Consider the following 22,943-nt stretch of genomic DNA (forward strand, 5'->3'; position numbering starts at 1 on the left):
GTCTATTACCTCATTTACCATGATAATTCAAGAGTATTTTCCGCTATGGCTGCCTTCAGTCCGTTTTCCGTAAAAATGGAAATCAGTTCATTCCAGTAGTTTTCAGCAGGAAAATTCTCAAGTGTCTCTTTTACAACCGGTTTTTCCTGCTCCATAATAACGATGGAACCATCCTCCCGGATTGTGAGTTTGGAATAGCCTCTTGCATTCAAATCCGTAACCAACCCGGTAAGGACAGATTCACCGATCAGCTCATACCATGCAGCACAGTCCACTGTCGTTGATCTGACATCATTTGGTTCGGGTTCCTGACCGACAATCTCTGAAAAGGTCTTCAGCTTCATTAGCTGCAGATGAAGTGTGCCGTAGGTGTCCATACTTACTTCTGCAAGTGTAAATTCCGGAACATTGGTTAACTGAATCCGCTCGGCTTTTCCCTGAAGGAAACGCTCAAGGTTGGGTTTCTTACACCAATCCCATGTAGCGTCCGCATAGGCAGATCTCAGCTTATCTGTGATCCGGTGACTGAGCTGACAAAGCAGGGCCATACGCACATCATCGGAGGGTGGAACCTTTGCCGCCTTTCTTGGCGTCCAAAAATAATTCCGGGACATCTTTGGCAGGTGGATTCGTGGCAAAATGGATACGAGCAGAATCACCGCTGCCCCTGACAGGATGATAGTGATTGCGTACCTCCGGTATTGCTCTGGAAAAAATATGGCCAGCAGGATTGCGGCAGATGCAAGAATCTTTACATATAACATTCCTTTTGATTTCATAATGGTCTCCTTCTTAAACAAAAAAGAGGAATTGCCGATTATTTTTTGCACTTCCTCTCATTGATGGGTTCTTTCGTTACTTAATTGGGAAATGGCAGATCCTGTTGCGGATAGCCTGCAAAATTTCCAGCAGGCTGCTGATTTTGAGCGTAATTCATCTGTGTCTGGCTGCCGCCATAAGCATTTGGATACGCGGGGTTATTCCCATACTGACCTTGCTGCATTCCCTGATTTTGTGTATACTGATTATTTCTGGCTTGCTGTCCTTGTGCCTGCTGATTATTCATGGCAGGCGGCGTATTCTGTGCCGGTGGCAGTCCCTGTGTGTTCTGGCCATAGCTTGTGCCAGCGGAATTGGATGTTTCATCCTTGGGTTTATTCTGAGGCGTATAGCTCCAGTTGGATACACTGACTTCTAAGCTTCGGTCATGTACCTGTTCATTGGGATTCTCCCTGCTCTGACGCATATACTCTTTGGAATCAAAGTCCCCGACAATGGTAAGCAAATTTCCCTGTTTGACTTTTGCCTTAATAAGACGTTCACCCTGTCCTCCATTGAAGAAGCATGAGAAGCATACGGAATGTTCGCTTTCCTTCGTATACCCTTTGTTCTGGATCACGCTGAGGCGCACATACTTTGCCCCGGTCTCCTGATTGACAGTGAGTTCGGGATCTCTTGCGGCCCGGCCTTCGATTACGATAGGTGTTAACATATTACTCATAGTGTTTCTCCTTTCTGCCTTTTGGCAATAAACTTAATTTTGGGTAATAAAAAAAGTGCCATATCTGCCAATAGGCATAATATGACACTAATTTCCAAACTTAAACTGCATGTGCGTTCTGGATGAATGGTCCAGACTCCCGTTGCGGGCTGCACAAAACTTTAAATACATCATTATATTAACACAAGATATAGTTGCAGTCAATGAATAAATACTATATATAGTGCTTGAATTTTATTGGGATGTGCAATTCTGAAGCTGTAGCGGTTACTATTCCTCGAACGCTTCTTTGTCAAGATGTAGATTCCTGTATCTACCGCAGAAATTTCCTAATCCGTTTCATGCTATTGGCCTTCAGAGGTCCTTTTGGAATTAACAGAAGTGAGTTCCTCAAACCCTAGAAATTCTTGAAGTGCATTAGGAACATCGGCCGACCTGGCGTCACCAACCCTGTCGGTTCGGAAATACAGCCGGTAATAATGCCCTTGAAGGAGCTTCACACCCTTATCCAGAGTAAAATGGTATTCCGTTCCATCCACAGTTCGTAACAAAATGTGAAGGCTACGCTTTAATAATGCCGGATCCCGTTTTACGCAGATTCCCTCCAGACATAGATATTGGTGGGAATGAATGAGGCGGTAGAAGCTAATAAAGCGGATGAGGCTACACAGTGCGATCAGAATACTCATCAGCAGGAATATCTTATCTTTGGTATGGATTCCATACACACATCCAAAAAGTACACAAAAAAAGCCGATTGCACAGATGGCAACCAGCTTATTGAATAACGGTTTTGGCATAGAGGCTCCTTTCTATCATTTATCGAAAAAGATTTGTTTATTCAGGTACAGGTTTCCGATTGCCTGCAGAACGGGCAGTTGCGTCTGGTTAAGCTGTACTTGCTGTGCAAGGCTGTCACAGGTTTCGTGACCCGTTTCATAAAAGAACTTCTTTGCTTTTTTTGCCGGAATATCTTTGGTTTCTGCCAGCTCCAGATAGCTTAACAGTTCTGCAACGGAGAAGGCACATTCCTTTGTCAGCTTTAATACCAGTGCTTCTATTTGCGTGTTTTGCGGACGCTTTAGGTGCTTCTGGAAACCAAAAACAGTAAGCTTCCCGCTGGTATGGAGCTGGATACAGCTAAACAGGCGCAGGACGAAAGAATCCTTGACCGGCTGCATATAGAGACCGGACAAAAGGTTATACAAGGCGTTGACGCCGGTAAGTCCGCTTCCGGTGACAATGAGCTGCCGGTTCAACAGGCGGCGCAGAAAGTAGTCAAAGGATGCACCGGAAGTAATTCCTTGAACATGCAGACCATCGGTATAAGCATCAGCCAATTCCTGACAGGTAAGCATCTGGAAGGCCAGACGGGACCACAGGACCAATTCTTCGGGTGCCAGCCCGTAATCCTGTGGTCCGATTTGTATCATGGGGAACTGGGCATCCTGCCTCTTTTCAAACTTCAGGTGTCCGACTGCTGTATATAATGTAATCATAGTATCGCTCCTTCTCATGTTCAGCGGGATAGTAATTCGTGTAATGTGACATCCTGCCGCAATTTTTTTGCTGCCAGACTCATCCATGCTCGGATATTGTTTGCACGGACACCGAAAAAGACAGACATATCATGGCTGGTATAACCCTGTGCTTTCTTCAGCAGGCAGTAGATTCCTTTCTGCACCACCCCGCTGCTGTCTTGCTGCTGCTTTTTCAGATAGAGGATCGCCTCAGCCCTCCGGCAGTGCTGGTAAAAATCCTCCGAGTCGGGGTAAGTCAGCATATCCTTGGCTGTGGTACTTTCCAAGTCAGAGAGAACCGGCTCATCCAGAATACAGATTGGCTGAACATTGGCCATTCTGCAGTAATCTATCAAGCCATTGTGGACAGCACGTCTTGCATAAGGTTCAAAAGGCTTCGTGTTATCGTACCGGATTGCCGCTCTGCACAGTGCCAGACAGCCGGTCTGGTAGAGGTCATTGTAGTTCATGTCTGGCTTGTTCCTATCTGAAAAAATATAGTTTCTTATTGTTTCTTCTACCAGCGGGAGAGCATCGCTCACCATCTGACGCTGGGTTTCATTTAACCATTTCTCGTTCTTTTTCATGTTATATGCCCACCCCTCATGCCACGCAGCTTTTCTTATTGTTGACAAGTACCTTCCGAGATTCCGAGATGACCTGATCACACAGGTAATCGCCAAAAAGTGCGATGTGCGTTTGATTCAGGGGAATCCCCAGTTTGTCAGCGAGCCAGCGGTATGCCTGATCTCTGGATAAAATATTGCGTTTCCAGATCTGGTCAAAGGACTGGTGTGCGAGAATCCGCTTTTTCCGCAACGGAGCATTTGCCAGTGTACCCATGGGTATTTTGGTGTCCGGATAGGTACAGACATAAGCATCGCAGGCAGGGTAATGGCTGCAAACACAAACATAGCCTTTGCGGTCATCATGGAATATTTCAGAAGCAGGTTTCAGGACTGCCGGTTTACCGCAGTAACTGCAGCGCATTATTTTTTTCTTTGCCATAAAAGTCACCTTTCTTTGAAAAATTTGTGTTGTTATGATTATTCTAAAAAGACAGGTGATGAATTGATATAGGGCTTGAGTAAAAGCAGGTTCGGGTATTTCAAATTGTGGTATGTATCACCGTTTTACGCTCCTTTATGTATAAAAAAGGCTTCGGATTAGCGGAAGATACCATTTATCTGAAAATCGTGGATAATTTACCGGAGTGAAAACAAAGTGCTTCATAAAGCAGTAGCACAGGAAAATGGCAACGAGAATCTTGCAGCTTATTGCCAGCCTCTGCACCTTTTGGTTCTCTTTTTTGAACACGCCCAAAGCAGTCAGCAGTAAAAACAGCATAGGGATACCGATGACCAGCTCAAAGACATGAACAATGGTCTGGATGATAGTTGTCAGCATTTCTTTGCACCTCCTTTATAAGCAATACGGAAATGAGAAGAAAAGCGCAAATTACCAGTCATATAATTTCTCCGTACTCTGTTTAATCAGGAATCCCGCCAGGCAGGTATCAGAGGGAAGCTTCTGAAGCGCCAGATATTTGCCGTAAAGTGTGATAAATTGATAATAGGTTAGGCTTATGAGGCATTCCTCCGGTTCCGGACGCTCCGAAAAGATGATTTTGGCATCCGTTATGCTGAGGATGACGGGAACGGCTTCCTCTGTTAATGCAAATAGAAAATCCTGCTGGTCACAGTGCGGGATGCGTGGGCACCCATTGCAGGAAACATAACCGCACCGGTGCCAGTTGCTCTCACATAAGGCAAGAAATTGCCCGATTAGTTTTGGGTCCGAATGTAATATCATAGATTCACCACCTGAAATGGCCCGGCCTGAGTGGGACCGGGCCTGAAGGATTAGTCATCGAGTTTCTTTTTTTTACGTTTCATAAGCAGATAGCCGCAGGCACTCATAAGCAAAATGCCGGAGATGACTGCTACGATAATATAAGGCGTCATATTCGTGTCATCGCCTGTTTTTACCGGCGTCGATACGGAAGGCGTTTCCGTTGGAGTTTCTTCCTTGGGAACTTCGGTGAGACGGATGGTCTGATCCTTATCTTTTATATCCTCATGGGAAGCAATCTCCACCTCAGTCTCTCCGTTTACATAGAATAACTTTTCAAAAACAACAATGTCACGGCCGGCTAAAGTGCTTCCGTCAAAAGTGAAGGAAAGCTCCATGGTTCCATCCGGTTCATCCGGTACAAACTCAGCCTCCGCAATTACCTGCTTACCATCAATCTCCAGAGCCTTTTTGGTTTCTTTATCCATAAGGACGCCTTTGACTTTATAGGTGTGCTTGCCGTCGGCAATCAAATTTTTATAGGTAACGGTATCAATGATGATAATCTCCTTATCGGCAAGCGCTTCCTGATCCCCGTCCTCTTTATCTCTGGCGGATGTCTTTACCTCCGGGAAATAGACCGATTGGCTTTCGCTTTCAATATCTGCATGGATGGCAATTTCCTTTTCCTCCATAGAGACGCTTTCAAAAGCAACGATTGTTTTTCCCTGCAGAGCGCTTCCGTCAAACGTAAAGGACAACTCCACACTTCCAGAGGATTCCTCCGGGATAAATGTAGTTTCGGCAGTTACCTGCTTGCCATCAATCTCCAGAGGTTTTTGGGTTTCCTTATCCATCAGAGTACCAGTCAGACGGTATTCTCTGCCGTCGGCAATCAGATTGCTGTATTCTACGATATCAATAATGGTGGCCTCCTTGCGGTTTGCCATTTGCTGTGCATCCGTATCCTTATCTTTGGCAGAGGTTTTTATCTCAGGGAAGTAGATGGTCTGGCCGGCATCCGTCAGGTCTGCATGGACAGCCACTTCCTTATCTTTGTAAATAATGGACTCAAATACAACAACGATCTTCCCTTTAAGCCCAGAGGCGTTGAAGGTGAAGGTGACGTCTACGGTTCCGGAAGTATCCTTGGGGCTCAATTTAGCGGTTGCGGTGACAGGTTTGCCATCGACTTCAACGGCTTTTTGTGTCTCCTTATCCATGAGCGTGCCTGTGACCACATACTTTTCGCCGGGCATCAGGTTCTGGAAGGAGACAGTATCTACGAGTGTTACTTCCTCATCCGCACAGGATATATTAGAATTTGTGTCTGTATCTTTTGCGGAAGTTTTGATTTTCGGGAAATAGATTGTCTGGTCCGTATCGGCAAGATCTGCATGGGAGGCCAGTTTCGTATCATTTTGATATAAGTCCTCAAAGACCACACAACTTTTTCCTGCCAGTGCTGTTGCATGGAATGTAAATTTCACTTTTACACTTCCGGTACTTTTCTTCGGAGTAAAAGTAACTTCCGAAGTGATTGCCTGGCCATCATTTTCGATGGCTTTTCCGCTCTCCGGGTTCATCAGGGTGCCAATCAGTTTATATTCCTGACCTTTCTTTAAGCCTTCGTACTCAACGGTATCCACAATGGTAACGGATTCTTCCGGCTTCGCCATATGGGAGCTGCTGGCCTCATCCAGTGCGGTTGTAGCTATGGTGATTTCGTCATTGGTCAAGGTTCCAACATCAATCTTTGTATTGTCTTTATAGACTTCCACCTCAAACTTTAAAAGGTTCATGCCTTTGTTGGTATCGCATCGAAGCTCCTCAATGGTATATGTGTCATAAATCAAGGCTCCTTTTTCGTCATTAGGTTCGGAGGTGCCGAACCAGATTCCGTCTTTGGAGGATTCCCCCCGATTGGTCTGGAAGGTATGCTTATTCCAATCAGCGGAAGTGCTGGCATAACCATTTTTATCGGTTACAATCACATGATTTTCGCCTGTTGTCTGGGAAGTGATTTTAAAAGGCACGTTTGCCAGACGTTTCTGGCTGCCATCACTGATTTTTACCAGCTCCAGATCGCCCCGGATCACTTGGTTTTCAATGGAATGTTCTTCATCCATCAATTCCACGATTTTACCATCCTCTGTAACGTCAAATTCTATACTGATTTTGCCTGTGTTTAAGTATCCGTCTGGCGCCTTAATTTCATCAATACGGAAATGGCCATAGGGCAGAGCATCCTTTGCGGTAGAGGCAAGCCCAGCCTGATCGGTGGTCAGTGTCAATACCACCTGATCTTTTGTATAGGTATTCCCGTCTACTAAAACAGGATTGTCATTTAATGTGGTAACAGTGAATTTTGCACTCTCCAATGTGGCGGCGCCCTGTGCTTCGGCAAGTCCTGTCTCGTAATCTCGTTTCTGGACTTTCACACCGCCCCGGATTACCTGTTCTTTTACGGTGGGTGAGTTGTATGTGGATATGGTTTCAGCGTCACCTTCCCCCGTTATTTTTTGTACCCACACTTCATCAGATTTCAGATACCCTGCGGGTCCTTTTTCTTCCACGACCGTAACAGTTCCCAATGGAATACAAACCTTATTGTCTGCATAATAGAAATCATCACCGGACACTTTATAATCCTTTGTAAAATGGATTTCTCCGTTGGAATCTGTCTTCAGTACCCATGTCCGCACCGGGGTATTGCCAGCCGCAGCCGGATCGGTATCAGACTGCTGGGTATAGAACTTGAAAGTAAATTCTGCACCCTGCAGGGAAGCAGCTCCTTGAGGAGTGTTGGTGCTGGTTTCCAAATCTAATTTTTGCAGCACCAGGTCTACGGGATTATACTTTGGCTTGTCAGATACTTTGACCGTATTGGTTTTCTCTGCCTCAACGGATACCTTATGGGCCTGAGAATCAACGGTAAATCCGCTGGGAGATTTTAGCTCTTTTAGCGTATAGCTTGCCTCTTCCAATTCACCGGATTTTGCGTAACCATTTTTATCCGTTGTCAGTGTTTCTACCAGCTTATCCCCCAGATAAATGCCATACTGGGCGCCAGCCAGACTGTAATTTTTGTTGGCCTCTGAAAGCGCAGGATTGGAACTGGATTTTTGTAGCTCAATCCATCCATTGGGTACCTGATACCAGCTTCCGGCGAGGGTCTGGCTGTCCTCTTTTGGGATGATAAATGCTTTGAAGCTCTTTGGCGGATTAGGCAGGCTTTGGATTGCGTTCGTGATTTCCTTCGCTTTGTTAATGTACTCCTGTGTAGCACCGTGGAAAGCGCCGCTGTTATCATTGTAGTTGGCATAGGTATAGGCAGCCACAAGATGGCCGATCACGTAAGCATTATCATCGGACCAACCGCTCAGGTAGCTGTTTTTAATGCTTTTCTCGTACCCATACCCGCCGGGCAGATAAAACAGGGCTTTGCGTACCGGGGAATTTGCAGGGAGCAGATCATAGCTGTAATCTCCGGCTGCAGGGGTGTATTTCAGCGGCTCCACACAATAAGCGGTATTGCTGCCATCGAATGTCATGCGGGTCGTGAAATAACTGCCATAGGAAAGGGTCTCCCCGGAGTTAAAATGTAAAGTGCCGTCAGCAGCATATGCCGGGACATAATTGGCTGCAAGGGAACCGCACATAACAATGGCTGCCAGCATGAATGCCAGCAGCCGGTTACACTGGTTTTTGAGTTTTTGTAACATACGTTCCTCCTTTGAATCTTAGGTTTACCGCAACTTGATGTTGCGATGGTTACACCGCCTGTTTTTTCCTGCGTTCCACAATTTCCAGCAATTCCTGACGGTCTGTGGTAATCAGTTCCTTTTCAAGAGCTGAGGCTTTGAATTCCACCGTGATATTATTATTGTTGGTGGAAATCAGTCCATTCCCACGCTGGAAGTGGGTAATATTCATCACCTCCGTTTCAGAAAGATGCAGGATGGACTGTACCCGCTGTGCCTCCTCATCCTCCAGATTGAGGATGATTTTGGTCTTGGAGTTATTGATGATGCCTTTTCCATATTTCCCATCCTCCAAACTGAAGAAGTCGTTGATGTCCTGTGTGGCAAAGACAGCAGAACCGCCATAGCCCCGGATTATTTTCGCAATCTCAAGGACAAATTCGGCAGCCAGACGGTTACTGGAGGAACCGATTAACTGCCATACCTCATCCACATAGATGGCTTTTTCTTCAGTCCGGTTTTCTTTTGCCTTATCCCATACGAAGTCTAGAGCCACGAACATACCTACCGTCAGCAGGTCACTGGAACCAGTCAGCTCTGATATATCCAGAACCGTATATTTATTGGAAAGGTCCACGTTGGTCTGCTGGTTAAAGGAAGCTGCAGAGCCGTGGACCAGGCGATTTAAAATATGGGCAAGGCGTTTGGTATCCTCACTTTTAATCAGGATGTTATAGACATCCTCTAAAATCGGCATTTTTTTATACCGGTCTGGGTGCGCCGGGTCAATGAGGGATTCATTGTTATGCGTGATTCCCTTTTTTGCATAGGTCTGGATCAGGACTTCGTCTAATAACTGTTTCTCCTCATGTGTCATATCCGGAATCAGAAGCGAGAAGAAAATATGCAGCTTCTGGATTTTGGTGGCCAGTGCGGAAGCGTCCATTGTTGGTCCATCCAACAGCTCATTTACGGAGTTATCTGTTTTGCGGATTTCCATGATGTTGATACAGTGAGGACTTGCCGGAGAAATCTGGATAAATTCCCCGCCGATATTTTTGCAGGCCCGGTAAAACTCATGCCCTTTTAAGGGCGCTATGATAAAGACCTGAATGCCTTTCCTACGCATCCGGAGCGCCATGGTCTGCATGGTAAAAGTCTTACCTGCCCCGGAGCAGCCACAGATACAGATGTTGGCATTTTTATACTGTCGGCTGTCGAAGATGTCTGTGATGACCAGAGAATTGTTATACTTGTTCACGCCCAGCAGTATCCCGTTATCGTCGCATAAGGAATAAGAGACGAAGGGATAACAGCTTGCGGCTCCGCTTGTCAGCACATTGCGCTTGGAAAGTTCAAACAGCTTCTTATCAAGCGCTGCCAGAGGAAGGGTTGACAAAAACGCCCGTTCCTGCAAAAACACACAGGTATGAAGGTTCATATCCTGTGAAATCAATAATTTTTTCATTTCCTGTATCCGCCACTCCAGTTCCTCATGCGAGCTGGCGGTAATTGTAATGAGAAGATTCATATAATAAAAATCCTCATTGTTTGCAAGGCCCTGCTTCAGATAATAACCTGCCCGGATAGCGGAATCCAAATCGTCAAAATCGGAGTTAGTATCAGAGGCATCCTTTAGTTTTGAGCGGTTGATACGAATCTGTTGACCGAGCCGCTGCTGGATCTTATCTTTTGGCTGGCGCTGCAGATATAAGTCCACGTCAATGCCTTCTCCCGCATTTACGAGCAGGGAAAGCCATCCTGCCGCCACTTTGCTTTTATACCCATTCGAGGGAACCATCAGGTAGGACTGATATAATCCGTTGATTTTCACATAATTGGAATGGGTAAGCTCCAATTCCTCTGGTGCAATAAAGGCAGTAGGCGGCACATGGTCTAGCTGGTCCAGCCCGCCTTCTTTTACATATCCGGTCAAAACCTGACGGATGCGCTCAGGGAGTGGAAGATCTACACAGCGTTTCCGGTTCAGCAGCGTATAAAAAACATCGGTGAGGAATTCATTCTCATTCTCATGTTCGACCAGCTCATTGCCGCATTGGTAGAGATACGTCTTGGCTGTTTGAGCGGCAGTTTCCAGTTCCGAGATGATTTCCTTTTCTTCGATCTTCCGATTGACGTTAAAAGGCTCATATTCAAAGATTAAAAAAAAGCGGCGAGAAACCGCTTCTCTGGAACTAAGCCTCCGTACAAAACGGATGTAATCTTCCTGAAGAACCCTGCAATTTTCATTCTCCTCTGCATCCAGCTCCTTTTGAGACTGTTCCAGATGCCGGTTAATATCCGCCATTTTGGAAATCATCTTAATCTGTATTTTTACAGGACTGATTTTTAAAAAGCTCATAAAGCTGTAAATGATTCCACGCTGTTCTCTGGAGCTACGAAGGAGGAAATTGATGGGTTCCACTTCCAGTATCTTCACATAGCGGTGATCCCTTGTGAAGATAATGCCATGCTCTATGCGTTCGATTGGCAGATAGTCCTCTAACGTAAGTTCCCTACGTTTCTTCTTTTTGGCAGAGGAGGACTGTTTGGAAGGGGACGCTGGGGCTTCCTTTTGTTTTTTTGCAGACTCTTTTCCTTCCCGTTTTCTGGCTGCTTTGGTGTCTTTGTCCGCATTTTTTGCGGCTTTTTGCTGAAGCTTTTGCTGTTTTTTTGCCGCCTTTTTCTCGCGTTTCAGGCGGCGTATATCCGCTTTTGCCTGCTTACGGATGCCACGGGGCGTAGAACGGTCAAAGGTCACCTCCGGTTCCGGCTTTTTTTTTACTTCTGGTGCAGGTGGTAAAGCCGCCTTTTGTTTCTCCTTTTTCTCTCGTGGCTTTTTTGTTTTGGGTTCCTTGGCACGGGAGGAAAACCGCCGCTTTTTTTCAGGCAGGGAATCTTCCCGGTAGATTTTCCGGCGGCTTACAAGGAACCGCAGGGCATTAAAAAGGAAAGCCGTCAGGCTCTCCCCTGCAATGCCAATCAAGGCAACCAGCGCCGCAGGGAGTGCGCTCAGGCAGAATATGATGATACGCATGGTTAGGGTTGCCGGGATGTGGAATACCGGAATCCCGATGCCCAGCAGTAAAATACCGGCCTCCAGTGCATTCCTGATATCCAAAGTCCCGCCAAACAGTTTCCACCTCTCGATAAAATTTGGAGGAAGGAAATGCACGTTAGGTTGTTGTTCTTCTTGATATGCCATAATCAGTCCTCCTTCTTTTCTTCGTCTGCCGGAGTGGATGTTGTATCGGGGTATCCGCCTTCCTGACGTTTTTCTATGTCTGAAGTTGTCAGTAGGGGCAGGGTGTCATCCGTGGGTTTTTCATACACCTTGGTTTCCTCTGTCATCCGTATCCGTTCCTCCCCAAACAGGAAGCGCCCGGCCCGGTCACAGTAAACAGGGAGGGTTGTCTCATCAGATAACTTAAATACCAGCTTTATTTCGCCGGCATTGGGATATTCCGTCTGTTCGCTTAGGAAAGCAGCGGATGTAATTTCCGTCAGGCCTTTTGACTGGAAGTATTGGGGGATTTGTTCTTTTAATTCGTCTATCTTTACCTCCGCCATAATATCTTTCAATGCTTCAAAGGAGTCAAAGGTTAGTTCCGGTAAAGCATCTGGCTCCGTTTTGAAAGAATCAGACAAAGCCGGGGCTTCTGGACGGGGCGCCGGTTCTTTTTTTAATAGCACCGGCAATATTATGCCTACGAAAATAAGAGCTGCAAATAAAAGCACAGCAAGTATCAACTTCATTTTATTCATAATTGTCTCCTTATTTTTTCTTATCAAAAATCCAGTACGCATTTGCGGTACTGTGGATCTCACTCATCATATCGAATTCCCGGTTTATGTAATTTTTTGATGTGCTGTCATTGGGATCGTTTACCAGCACTTTTCCGGAGGCGGTGACTCCACGAAGCACGATAAAGTGTCCGCCGGAAGTGAATAACCCGGCTCTCTGGGAACTGATGACCGGATGTCCCTCGGATAGTGCCCTTAGAACCGCATTGGGGTCGCCAGTCTGTATGACGGTGCCGCAGCCAAAATGACTGGCCGCTGCTTGGAAGTAGGACCAGTAGGTTCCAACCCCCGGCATATAATAGGAATTCCCACACCATGCAACCGCATCAATGGGCGTAATCTGTGTGCCGGTTAAGTAGCTTGCAATCATGGCAAAGCTGGTGGGCCCGCAACCGGACGAGGCAATGGAGCCGCCGCCATAAGGCACATTTCCATAATCGGTCTGCAGGTAGTGCGGAATCTGCATCCCGTTCGCCGGATAACTGCCGCCGCTGGCGCTTGTTATGGTATAGTACCGCAGTACATGGTCTACATACTCTTTATCACCATAGATGGAGTAATGCCAGTTGGGACGGGCGCACATCATATCAGAATAGGCGATGGCGTTTTCTTTGGTATAACCGCCATCCCTTGCGATGGCCCAGTCAATATAGCCGGAGCCGTAGTTGTATCCCTGCAGAGCCAGCTTAATCCGATCCAAATCGGTGGGCCCGGTGCAGCCGGCTTTTTGAAGGGCATATTTTAATTCCTGAATGCCGCACTCAATACTATAGATAGGATCGGTGATGCCATTTGGAGCATGAGGGTACTTGGTGTTAAAGGCACCTTCCGCCGCCTGCATGACATCCGGGACAAGCCCGCCGCTTTCCTGCATCATGACCGCCAATATCAGTTCTACATATTGCCCCATTCCATACCGGCCAGCAATCCGTTCCACATCCCTACGATAACGAAGCACCGCATCGGATACGTTTGCCGTAGCAATCCCATCATTCGTACCGCCCAGAAAGAGTGTCAGGTTTTCCGCATAATCTGCCGCCAGTTCCTTTTGTTTATCCGTTAAGGAAAATACATGGTCCGTCAGATAGGAGTCCCCCTGATATTTGACGGTGTAAATATGCTCTGTGACCGTTACGGTCTGGGTGACTGGCTCTGTCGATGCAGAGCCACCGGAACCATTCTCCACCTCATCGGGCTGGACCGTTACTTCCAAAGTATGGGTTTCGGTCCGTTTTTCGTAAGTATAAAGCTCATCCGCATGGGCTTTTAGGATTCGCTTCAGCTCCACAACGTTGATTTCCTTCCAATTATCTTTACTGGCGCAGAACTGTGCTATGATTTGGTTCGTATTGACAGAGATTACATAGGAAAAGGGATCATTGATGCTGAAGGTATCTCCTTCTGGGAGCCTGCCTGTCTCCGCATTGATTTTCCCCAGCACAATCTCGTGGCTTTCCTCCAACACTTCTACAATGGCTACCCTTGCGGCTTCGATGTTGCTGCTTATGGTTCCATTGTTATTCCATACATCCGTATCGGAATTTGTTAAATCGCCAAACGCCAGGGCAGGGAGCAGAGTCAAAAATAATAGCGGCAATGCGAGGATTCCCGCAGCAACCGCTAATAGCATCTTCACGCCTTTCTTCCCTCCGCCTATGGCGGCACCGATGGCAGCACCCCAAAGTCCGAAGGCAGCACCGGCTTTGGCGCCTTTTATAGCGGCAGCGCCGGATTGTAAGGCGTCAGAGTATCCAGAGTGTTGTTCCATAGGCTACACCCGGTCTTTCCGCTGTGGTGTCGGCGGCAGCTTTTGGACGATGGATTCCTGATAGGCGATCTTTCCGTTTTCGCCCTCATAGGGTTTCCGCTCCATGCTGTTTTGTGCATATTGCTTGTACCATGTAGCACCGTCCGCCGATGTGACTGTCTCGTAGTCTCCGCTGGATGGCTTCATGTACTGGTCTGCATGGTACATGGCGAAATCCCGGCTTCCATCGGCATTCTGCTCTGTACCCGTGATTTTTCCTCCGCCGATTTCCATATTTGAGTAAGTAGGAACCTTCAGGTTCCCGTCTGTATCCGTTCCATTTCCGGCAGGAGGTTGATTCAGTCCCATATAAGAGGTATAAGCTTTGGCGGCTTCCTCTCCCTTAATGGACCCGACCTGCTTATAATCACCTTTGGCAATGCTGCCGATGACTTGGTTGGCAAAATTGCCGCCCTTTTCCACAGATGACTGATAGATGGAGCTGCCTACGCTGGAGCTGTCTGTATATCCGGTTGCACTGTTCACTGCAGAGCGCTGTACATGTCTGCCCACAGAACCGGCAAGACCACCGGCGAGCAGACTCCCGCCTACGGCTGCAGCGCCGGGAGATGCCGAGGACGTACCGCCACGATGGGAACCGCCTCCACGGAAGGCCCCGGTAAGACTCCGCCCGGCAATCAAAAGTTCAGCCATCATATTCCCGCCGGTATTTCCCACGTTAACGCCCAGAGCCGATAAAAGGGAATCAATCTTCTGGCTGACTTTTAAAAATGCAACGGCGCACAAAAGCCAGATGAACACGTTCCCGGTCACTGTTTCCTTGCCTTGGGATGCGACTGCCTCCTCCACCTGTGCATCGGTAATGGTTTCTGCAAAAACGGTCATGGAACTAAGCATCAGGATGCCAAGTAGCAGCATGACCAAGAATAAACATTTTCTTCGTTTCATTTGGAGCCTCCTTTATAATGAAAGTGGGTTTGCAATAAAGGTTCCCACCATGGATGTAAAAAGCCGCAGGCACCAAGCATTCATCAGCAACAAAAAGAACTGGCCGCCCAGCATCCGGCACCAGCTCTTGAAAATATTCCCGGTAGCCTGACTGGAACCGGTGGCAAAAGCAACAGGTGCAGTATAGACCAGAACTCCCAGCAGAATATACCGCTCCGCCGCTTCAAAGAGCAGCTTGATATAATTCCACGCCAATATCAGCAATAAGATCAGGGAAATAAGCGCAACTCCGCCATTTGCACAAACGCCAAGGATGACGGTCAAAACGGAATTGAAGATCCCAAACTGCACAGGCGGCAGGTTTTCGGTTAAAATCCAGCTATAAGGGGTTCCGGCAATCCCAAGAAGCAGATTCACAATGTCTTTCGCATAAAAAACAAGGAAGATGAACATAAAGCTTCTGAGGGATAATTTAATCGGATCTTCAGCTTCAATGCCAGCACCTATAAAATAATTTTTAAAAAGCTGCCAGACCCAGTTCAGCATGATGAGCCCGATGGCAAGTGCCACAAATACCTGATACAGCATATCAGCAGCGGGAAAATAGCGAATAAACGTGTCCATGGAACAGCCAAGTGCCCCAAGGACAGATGTGGTGATCAAATCCAGAATATTCATTACCTGTTCGGCAATCCATTCCACGATCCCGTCGAGTATCCCCATAACGTGTCCTCCTCTCCGGGCCGATTACCCATTCCACTGGCCGCCGGCAAAGAATGGCGTAATGTATGCCATGATAAATCCAAGACCATTTAAAATTGCCCATGTAATGATAATGCGTTTCAGCCATGCACGGGATTCGTCCACGGTTTTTCCACTCTTTGAAAAATTCATCAGCAGTAAGGCCACGGATGCGGTTACGACAGCAGCTATGGTTGAAATCAGGACAATCTGGTTATATACGTCCTTCATGATCTCAGAAGCCTTATCCCAGATAGTCGCAGCAAAAACAGGCTGTACACTTCCAATCAGCAGGGTACTGCAAAGGAATAAGGCATACAGTATGCTTCCCGGACTGATGCAGCGTTTTTGGGGCGGAATCTTTGGTTTTGTATTTGGTTTCACGCAAGTTACCTCCTTCATGTGGCCGGAGAGTGAAAACCTCCCCGGCATCGCTTATAGTTTTCCAGCCTCTGTTCAGCGTCTGCTGAAAAAGGCAGTCTGGTCAAAGCAGACTGCCCTTAAACATATGGTATTGATTGTCACCTCCCGCAAAAGAAAATGCAGCACCTTCGGGCCAGAGGCTTATGGTCCGTGAGTGCTGCATCTTCATCTGCATATAATTTTGACAATATCAATTTTATCATGGGGGGATTTCCCTTACAATCGCAGGAATGTGCCATTTCATGCCTCTTATCTGCCATTTGTGTGACGCTCTTACAGTGCTTGTTATCTAACACTGTCAGATTCTGTTTGAATTCGTGCAAACCCCATATACTAAGACTACGGACTAATACTGTAAGTACGAGATTGGAAGAACTGATAGGAGGGTGTATTATGAAAGGCGTCGGCAGGAAAATACAAAAGTATAGAGAACTTGCGGGATTTACACAGGAGCAACTGGCAGAGAAGGCACAGATCAGTCCCACTTATCTGAGCGCCATTGAGCGTGGCATCAAGACACCTGCATTGGATGTGCTGGTAAGGATTATCAATCTGCTTGGCGCAGAACCCAACGATATATTGGAAGATGTGGTCCCGCTGAACGCCAAAAAGCGTTATTCGGCCCAGCAGGAACGTCTGAAGGAACTCCCTGTACAAAAACAAAAGAAGGCGATGAACATATTTGATGTTGTCATTGAAGAATTAAGGGATTAGATTACTGTCTGCATGGTAGGTGCAGACATTTTTTCGACATAAAAACGCAATATAATACGCTTTTTTACGAATAAAATGCGTATTATATGATGAAAAACACTCTGAGAATTGGTATAGTAATACTGTCAGAACTATATCAAGAAGGAGTGTTATACAAAATGAAAAAAGCAGTTTTGGGCATTATCGTATGTATGGCAGGAATTATTTTGGGATTTGGAATGGGGAAGTATTCGGCAAAAGAGCTGTCCACGCAAAAGGAAGAAAGCGGCATCTCTGCTAAAAACCATGAACCATGGGTACGAAAATCAGCAGAACCGGCCAAGAGCAAACTGAAAAAAGCGAAAGAATGCTATTTGTGCGGAAACAGCAACCGGAGCCTCATGGGGCTTTTCCGGAAATATGATGACTTGGGGATTATCTGTGTGAATAACTGGTATGTGATAGATATGAAAATCAGGAACCATGCAGATGATGGAAGCTTAACCGGGCCCAGAGGAGGCATGAATACCACCTATACCGCAACCGGAGAAGGCGGCTGCTTTTTCCATAGTTCACCCAACTCGGATCGTGGGATTGCTACGATGGAAATCACCTATGGGGATGACAGCATTTTTCAAGTAAAGAATGTACAAAAGCACTTGTGTCAGGAGTGCCTTGATAAAATACTGGCGGTTATGGAGACTTACGAACCGGAGAGCAAGCCATGGAAACCGAGAGATCTTTGTTTAGTGGATTTTAATACCTTGGAATTGTACTCCCTTCAGGGTGACTATACCACATATTATATTGGCGATTACTATGTGCAGATTGATACGGACAAAGAGGACCGCATGGAGGTGACTGCAATCTATGCGCCGGTGCTTGAGAATGGGCATAAGGAAGGGGAATAGCAAAATTCAAATAAGGGGGGACTTGATTTCTCGCATCCCCCAGTGTATAATCAAAGCAAGAAAGGTAATCAGATGCAAGATCTGATGCCCTCAGTAATTAAATAACTATGTAAGAAATAGCATCCAACTTTCTCAGGGCGGGATGCTATTTCTTATTATGTCGATTATCCAAGTAGGTCAAAGCCGCAAATACCACAAGCAGTAGTGTTAACACTTCAAGCGTATTCATGGGCATCACCCTCTTTCTTTCTCAAGACTAGAGGGCAAGAAATTGCATCCGTTCTTTCCTGTTCGATTATTGAATTAGTATAGCACAAGCTGTTTTGTGCTGCAATATAATGGAGTTTAAATGTTCTGTTTAATAATTCTTGTTATGATTCCAACAGCAACATTTCGCTCCGTATCTATATGGGTGACCACAAAGGATACCATATCCTTTTTGCCGATGGTCCGGTTATCGTAACAGCTATGGGCTATGGCATTGACGCCGATGGTAAGCCGTACAAAGACAGTTCCTTTATGAATATCTTCCACGGTGCCGGCGTATTTTCCCTGTACCTTGCAGAGCTGCATATTGGCGAGGCTGGTGTTCCCTTCCACGCTTTTCACATCTGCACGGACGGTAATATGATCCGTATCCTGTGCATCCACGCTCAGAACCCGGACCAGAATCTGTTCCCCTACATGGAACCGTTCCTTTGCGTCTCCCAACCAATCGAAGGACAAATCCCTTGCGGGGATGGAGGTTTCCACGCCAAATAGTTCCACACGGACTACCTTCTCGGCAACAGCTACCACTCTTGCCTGTACAATCCGGTCCTCGTAGACCTTGGGTTTTCCAGAGGCGTCTTTGTCCAGATAAAAAATCTGACGCTTTTTGTACATGGCATCTTTCCGGCTGGCAGCAATACTTCTTGCCCTTGCATCCAATCCCTTGATAATAAAATCAATCTCAGCGCCCAGCATGGTATTCAGCACTTTATTTTGCCGGAGCGACAAATCCCCATAGTTATGATTTTCGTCAACGGAGAGATTCAGCATCATTTCACTGACAGGAATCACGACACGGAAATTCTTATAGTAAATGATAGCAATGGTGGCGCCACCCTCCAGACGTTCGATTCCGCCCAGTATTCCGGTTAATATCCGTCTGGTACGGTAGGCATTGGTAATTTCATGCCATGCCAGTTCCTCTTTGCTCTGTTGTGTCTCAATAGAGGCATCCGCCTCCAAGGTTAAGATATTGTTTAATTCGTTTGGCATAGTAAAACTCCTTTCTTTCTAAAACATAATGGAATCCTTGTCCAGAGGAATGAAATCCTCATCCTCTGAGGGTTCGTTTATAAGATCAGCAGTCTCATCCGGGGAAGTGGAAGGATAATCTTCTCCCCAAGGTGGTTCGGGTGTATCGGAAGGGAAGGCTGCAGGGGGAATATCCAGTGCCGGCTTTTTTCTCCGCCCACGCTTAGGCTTAGGCATGGATGGCATATAGTCCACTTCTTTAAGCTCCTGTTTCTGCCATTGCGGGATATGTTCGGACGCCTTTCGTTTTCGTAATTTTTTTGCCTCCGGATGCAGCACATAGTCAAATTTTTCTGCTTTAAGGACTTTCTGGCCTCTGAGGATAATCAGTTCTTCATCCAGCGGCAGGCGCAGAACCTCATCTGGTGTCAGGACTGCCCGTTTTCCGATGGATTCTGTCTTCCGGTATTCCGGCGTATAATCGGATACCCGCCATGTATTTAGCTGCTTTGCCTCACTGGATACATTGACTGAGGCAATTCCGGTCCGCTCAGAAATGAACTGTGCTGTAATGGGATCTGTACATCCTAAAAAAACCGTAGAATCACAATTCCCTAAAATTTCCTGCCAGGAATTATAGGGGTAACGGTTCTGAAGCTGGGGCAGGTTCTGAAAAATACAGCTAATACTGATTCCCCGGCTTCGGATGACGGATATTTTTGTGGGCAGATCTAAAATAGTTCCACAGGAAGCCCCCAGCTCGTCCGCAAGGATATGTACCGGAACCGGAAGCCGACCTCCCTCACAGTGTATATCCGCATAGCGCACTAATCTGATGAAAACGAAGGACAAAAACAGCGAGGAGAGGAAGTCAAAGGTATGGTCCTGATCGCTGACAATACAGAAATACGCACATTTTTCCCGTCCCGGAAGCGTAATGTCTATTTCATCATGGGCGGTTATCTGCCGGATCAGCTTACTTTGAAAAATCTGGAGCCGGGAACCAAGACCAATGATGACTCCGCTTCGCACTGTATCGCTGGCCTGTTTATAGATACAGTAGGGAACCTTTGCCGGATGAGATATAGGCAGCAAGTCAAACAGGGCGTTTAGTTCCTTTTCGGAACTCATGGTCAGAAGCTTATAGACCTGCCCGATATTTTTGGCTTCCGGCGGGAACCCCTGTTCCACATAAAGAACCAATGCTTTTAGCAGGTTTTGCTCTGCATTGTCCCAGAAATGGTCTCCCTTACCGGAACCAGTATTTTGTATGATGACATCCGTAAATATCTGTGCCATGGTTTCCTGCCCTTCTACTTCAGATAAGCAGTTCCAGCTATCCGAGCATTCCGGACTCACCAGATTAAATACCTTTACAATATATCCATGTTCTTCCAAGTAAACAGCCAGATCCTCGTACAGTTCCGATTTCGTATCTGTAAAGATGAGGCTTTCCCCACGGGCCACACACTGAAGGGCTGCATTACGCACATAAGCTCTGGATTTCATGGAGCCGGACGCCCCGTAAACAGCGACATTGCTGTTCATGCGGGTATCTACGGGAAGACAGACGGCTTTACTTCCAAGCTTCCCCAAAATGGGTCCTTTGTATTTCGTTACATTGTCAACCAGTTTTAGGACTTGATGCATTTCTGCCGGAGTCATAAATCCGGCGGTACCGTAGGTGCCTTTGCTGGAATAAGACAGATTCCGTTCCTTGTCTGCCATACCGCCATTACGGTCATATCCCATCCGCATAAATAAAAATACCAGCAGCAAGAAGGCAGCCAGACAAATAAAAATCCCATATAGGTTATATGGGAATAGGGTAAGGGCGGACAGGCAGGCTTCAAGCCGGGGCGATGGTGTTTTCGGAAAAGAGCCGTTTCCTGCAAAGTTTCCTGCATCTGTCCAGACCCGGTAATAATATATAAACTGTGTGATATATCCGCCTGCATAGACGGTACACAGGCAGATGGGAAGCGCAAATATGCACTTCCACCATTTACGTTTCATGAAAAAACCCCCTTTTGAACTTCTGGAAGTCAATTACGGAGTATTGGATTTCTGTATTCAGATAGTTTTTTAGCGTTGGAACCTGAAAGTCAAAAGCAACGATGGTTCCCTTCTGTCCAAATAGCTGTACTGCCGTATTGAATCGGTTGATACGCTGCATGTCAAAATCATAGGCAAACAAAACAACATCGCCGGATGCTGTAAGAGCGTCATGCTCGATGGCCAGATGCTCATTGGGAGGCATCAGGTCAGAGAGTAGTAATTGATTTAGCTGGCCCAATAATTTTGGGCGGCATAAAAGCTTTAATAAAACTTCGCCTTCCGGGGTGTTGGGCAGATAGTGAAAGTGCTCATAAGAGGTGTCCAGACAAAACAAGGACTTTTTGAATCCCCCGGTACTGGTCATCAACTTTATGGCTGTATCCATATCCCTTCCAAGCATTATTGCCCGAATCTGTGGGATACGTGGATAGAGATTCCCATTAAAGTAATGCTGCAGAAAGGCGTTCACCCGGATTTCTGTCCGATACTCCCACTTCAACAAAGAGGTTCCCGTGTTATACATGACGTAAATTGTAGTTTTGGTCAGCAATATCCCTACGCTCCGGGAATTTTTGATCTTTATTGTGCTTGTACCGAGCTGTTTTAATTCTCTGCTGGAGTAAAACAGAGGAAATTGCAGTGTTTTTGCTTTGCCTCCGGGCAGGAACAAGGCTGGCTTCGCATCTGGAAACAGCGGTACACCAGCATGAAAAAACGTGATGTAAGCCTCAGCTTTCTGATAAAGCCGCATCCGCCTTGTGGGCTCGGAACGGATCTGGTTGGTTTCCGTATTTCCGGTCAGATAAAAAGCAAAGCGGTCAGGATTGTTCTCAAGCAACATTTCCTTTGCTCTTTTCGTTAGCCGGTAGCCCCGTAATTTATCTTTGTAATGAGTACGAAGCAACTTTTCCTGTTTGAGCTGTGTAATCACTTTTTCTGCATATGCACCGGGAATCACCCTGCTTAGTTGTTCTGCAGGAAATTCACCACAAAGCGCTATCATCTCCAGCAGGATATAACGAGTTGTATCTGTATGAATAGTGGCATCACTCCTTAAAAAATACCCATCAGACTCCATACTTGGGTAGAATCGTGGAAAATTAGGCACTAAAAAACACGGAATTTACTGGTTCCGTGTGATGATTTACCTATGTCGGCAACGAGGATAATTATTTCAGGAAATTTCCGACAGGTCTGATAAGCTGTTTTTTTGCAGCTTCAGCCATTTCGGAAACATGGCTTTATCCATAATGTGGATAGAAGTATAGTCGGCGCTTTCCAGCTTTGTTGTGTGATAGGAGTCACAGAACAATCCGTTGTCATCCTGCAAAACGAATGGGGATATGGTATCTAAAATTTGCTTGAATTCTAAATTGTCATAATCCCGGATGCGCCGCAGCGGAAGCCGCTCATCGTAAATCTGGATAAAGCATACGACACAATTTTCAAATAAGGGAAGTGCATTGTGTTCCAGATATTCCTTCAGTGCATAATGGAGCGGTTCATTGATAAATGACGTATTCACATGGGCTTTTCGTTTGGGAAGCAGTCCGGGGAGACGGATTGTCAGGATATTTTCCTCACTTGTAATCTGAATCCCGTGAACCTTGGCGGCTTTGTTCATGTAATTCGCTTTGCAGAATCCGGTTGCGTATATCAGGTTGCGGAGCTGGCAGGCAATGCGCTCGGCTCTTAAAGCCGCATCCGTGCTGAGTTCTTCATAGTTCGTGGGGTATTTTTGCAGGTCCGTCGTCTTCATTGCATACACAGAATTTTTTAGTTTGTCCAAACTATCTTCAATTCCGATAATGCGCTGTAATAATTGTGTTTGATCCATTT

At 46.4% G+C, this 22,943-nt stretch carries 21 protein-coding genes; 2 read left to right on the plus strand and 19 right to left on the minus strand.

All coding sequences use genetic code 11. From position 1 onward, the window contains the following. Window positions 1–14 precede the first annotated feature (14 nt). The 15 genes from HJV72_RS08315 to HJV72_RS08385 all read right to left on the minus strand — a co-directional run bounded on the left by HJV72_RS08315 (window position 15) and on the right by HJV72_RS08385 (window position 16,161). Window positions 15–779, minus strand: a complete 765-nt coding sequence (locus HJV72_RS08315) for a hypothetical protein (protein ID WP_208070195.1) — start codon at window positions 777–779, stop codon at window positions 15–17. Between the two features lie 80 nt (window positions 780–859). Beyond that, window positions 860–1,501 (minus strand): single-stranded DNA-binding protein, encoded by a 642-nt coding sequence (locus HJV72_RS08320; protein ID WP_208070197.1) that lies wholly within the window; start codon window positions 1,499–1,501, stop codon window positions 860–862. A 344-nt stretch (window positions 1,502–1,845) separates the two neighbouring features. Beyond that, entirely contained in the window at window positions 1,846–2,301 is a 456-nt protein-coding gene (locus HJV72_RS08325) for a hypothetical protein (RefSeq protein WP_208070199.1), read from the minus strand. Window positions 2,302–2,316: 15 nt separating this feature from the next. Next, window positions 2,317–2,934 carry a cell division protein gene (locus tag HJV72_RS08330; RefSeq protein ID WP_208070201.1) on the minus strand — a complete coding sequence of 206 codons (618 nt, stop codon included), beginning with the start codon at window positions 2,932–2,934 and terminating at the stop codon, window positions 2,317–2,319. Between the two features lie 86 nt (window positions 2,935–3,020). Further along, window positions 3,021–3,608 carry a sigma-70 family RNA polymerase sigma factor gene (locus tag HJV72_RS08335; RefSeq protein ID WP_208070203.1) on the minus strand — a complete coding sequence of 196 codons (588 nt, stop codon included), beginning with the start codon at window positions 3,606–3,608 and terminating at the stop codon, window positions 3,021–3,023. A 16-nt stretch (window positions 3,609–3,624) separates the two neighbouring features. Next, window positions 3,625–4,029, minus strand: coding sequence for a zinc-finger-containing protein (locus HJV72_RS08340; protein WP_208070205.1), 405 nt, complete (start codon window positions 4,027–4,029; stop codon window positions 3,625–3,627). Between the two features lie 135 nt (window positions 4,030–4,164). Beyond that, complete coding sequence (locus HJV72_RS08345) at window positions 4,165–4,428, minus strand: hypothetical protein (RefSeq protein WP_208070206.1); 264 nt, start codon at window positions 4,426–4,428, stop codon at window positions 4,165–4,167. A 51-nt stretch (window positions 4,429–4,479) separates the two neighbouring features. Continuing rightward, a complete protein-coding gene (locus HJV72_RS08350; protein ID WP_208070208.1) occupies window positions 4,480–4,833 on the minus strand; it encodes a hypothetical protein in 354 nt (117 codons plus the stop codon). 50 nt (window positions 4,834–4,883) lie between these two features. After that, on the minus strand, window positions 4,884–8,537 hold the full coding sequence (locus HJV72_RS08355) for a VaFE repeat-containing surface-anchored protein (protein WP_208070210.1): 3,654 nt from the start codon (window positions 8,535–8,537) through the stop codon (window positions 4,884–4,886). A 49-nt stretch (window positions 8,538–8,586) separates the two neighbouring features. After that, window positions 8,587–11,721, minus strand: a complete 3,135-nt coding sequence (locus HJV72_RS08360) for a TraG/VirB4 family ATPase (protein WP_208070212.1) — start codon at window positions 11,719–11,721, stop codon at window positions 8,587–8,589. A gap of 2 nt (window positions 11,722–11,723) precedes the next feature. Continuing rightward, a complete protein-coding gene (locus HJV72_RS08365; protein WP_208070214.1) occupies window positions 11,724–12,281 on the minus strand; it encodes a DUF5038 domain-containing protein in 558 nt (185 codons plus the stop codon). A gap of 10 nt (window positions 12,282–12,291) precedes the next feature. Further along, window positions 12,292–14,088, minus strand: coding sequence for a lysozyme family protein (locus tag HJV72_RS08370; protein ID WP_208070216.1), 1,797 nt, complete (start codon window positions 14,086–14,088; stop codon window positions 12,292–12,294). Between the two features lie 3 nt (window positions 14,089–14,091). After that, on the minus strand, window positions 14,092–15,036 hold the full coding sequence (locus tag HJV72_RS08375; RefSeq protein ID WP_208070218.1) for a hypothetical protein: 945 nt from the start codon (window positions 15,034–15,036) through the stop codon (window positions 14,092–14,094). A gap of 12 nt (window positions 15,037–15,048) precedes the next feature. Next, a complete protein-coding gene (locus HJV72_RS08380; protein ID WP_208070220.1) occupies window positions 15,049–15,759 on the minus strand; it encodes a hypothetical protein in 711 nt (236 codons plus the stop codon). 24 nt (window positions 15,760–15,783) lie between these two features. Further along, window positions 15,784–16,161: a fimbrial protein gene (locus HJV72_RS08385; protein WP_330618892.1), complete on the minus strand. Its 378-nt coding sequence runs from the start codon at window positions 16,159–16,161 to the stop codon at window positions 15,784–15,786. Window positions 16,162–16,593: 432 nt separating this feature from the next. On the opposite strand from HJV72_RS08385, the gene HJV72_RS08390 reads away from it, so the two are divergent. Further along, on the plus strand, window positions 16,594–16,914 hold the full coding sequence (locus tag HJV72_RS08390; protein ID WP_208070221.1) for a helix-turn-helix domain-containing protein: 321 nt from the start codon (window positions 16,594–16,596) through the stop codon (window positions 16,912–16,914). A gap of 158 nt (window positions 16,915–17,072) precedes the next feature. Continuing rightward, window positions 17,073–17,804 carry a hypothetical protein gene (locus tag HJV72_RS08395; RefSeq protein ID WP_208070222.1) on the plus strand — a complete coding sequence of 244 codons (732 nt, stop codon included), beginning with the start codon at window positions 17,073–17,075 and terminating at the stop codon, window positions 17,802–17,804. Window positions 17,805–18,149: 345 nt separating this feature from the next. On the opposite strand, the gene HJV72_RS08400 is transcribed toward HJV72_RS08395, so the two are convergent. The 4 genes from HJV72_RS08400 to HJV72_RS08415 form a co-directional block, all read right to left on the minus strand. Continuing rightward, window positions 18,150–19,067, minus strand: coding sequence for a S1 RNA-binding domain-containing protein (locus HJV72_RS08400; RefSeq protein ID WP_208070223.1), 918 nt, complete (start codon window positions 19,065–19,067; stop codon window positions 18,150–18,152). An 18-nt stretch (window positions 19,068–19,085) separates the two neighbouring features. Continuing rightward, window positions 19,086–21,062 carry a VirD4-like conjugal transfer protein, CD1115 family gene (locus HJV72_RS08405; RefSeq protein ID WP_208070224.1) on the minus strand — a complete coding sequence of 659 codons (1,977 nt, stop codon included), beginning with the start codon at window positions 21,060–21,062 and terminating at the stop codon, window positions 19,086–19,088. Beyond that, entirely contained in the window at window positions 21,052–22,182 is a 1,131-nt protein-coding gene (locus tag HJV72_RS08410; protein ID WP_330618893.1) for a hypothetical protein, read from the minus strand. Before HJV72_RS08410 ends, HJV72_RS08405 begins: the two co-directional genes overlap by 11 nt. 96 nt (window positions 22,183–22,278) lie before the next feature. Continuing rightward, window positions 22,279–22,941 carry a DUF6100 family protein gene (locus HJV72_RS08415; RefSeq protein ID WP_208070225.1) on the minus strand — a complete coding sequence of 221 codons (663 nt, stop codon included), beginning with the start codon at window positions 22,939–22,941 and terminating at the stop codon, window positions 22,279–22,281. Window positions 22,942–22,943 lie beyond the last annotated feature (2 nt).

This window comes from Extibacter sp. GGCC_0201 (genome assembly GCF_017566055.1).
Taxonomy (GTDB): domain Bacteria; phylum Bacillota; class Clostridia; order Lachnospirales; family Lachnospiraceae; genus Extibacter.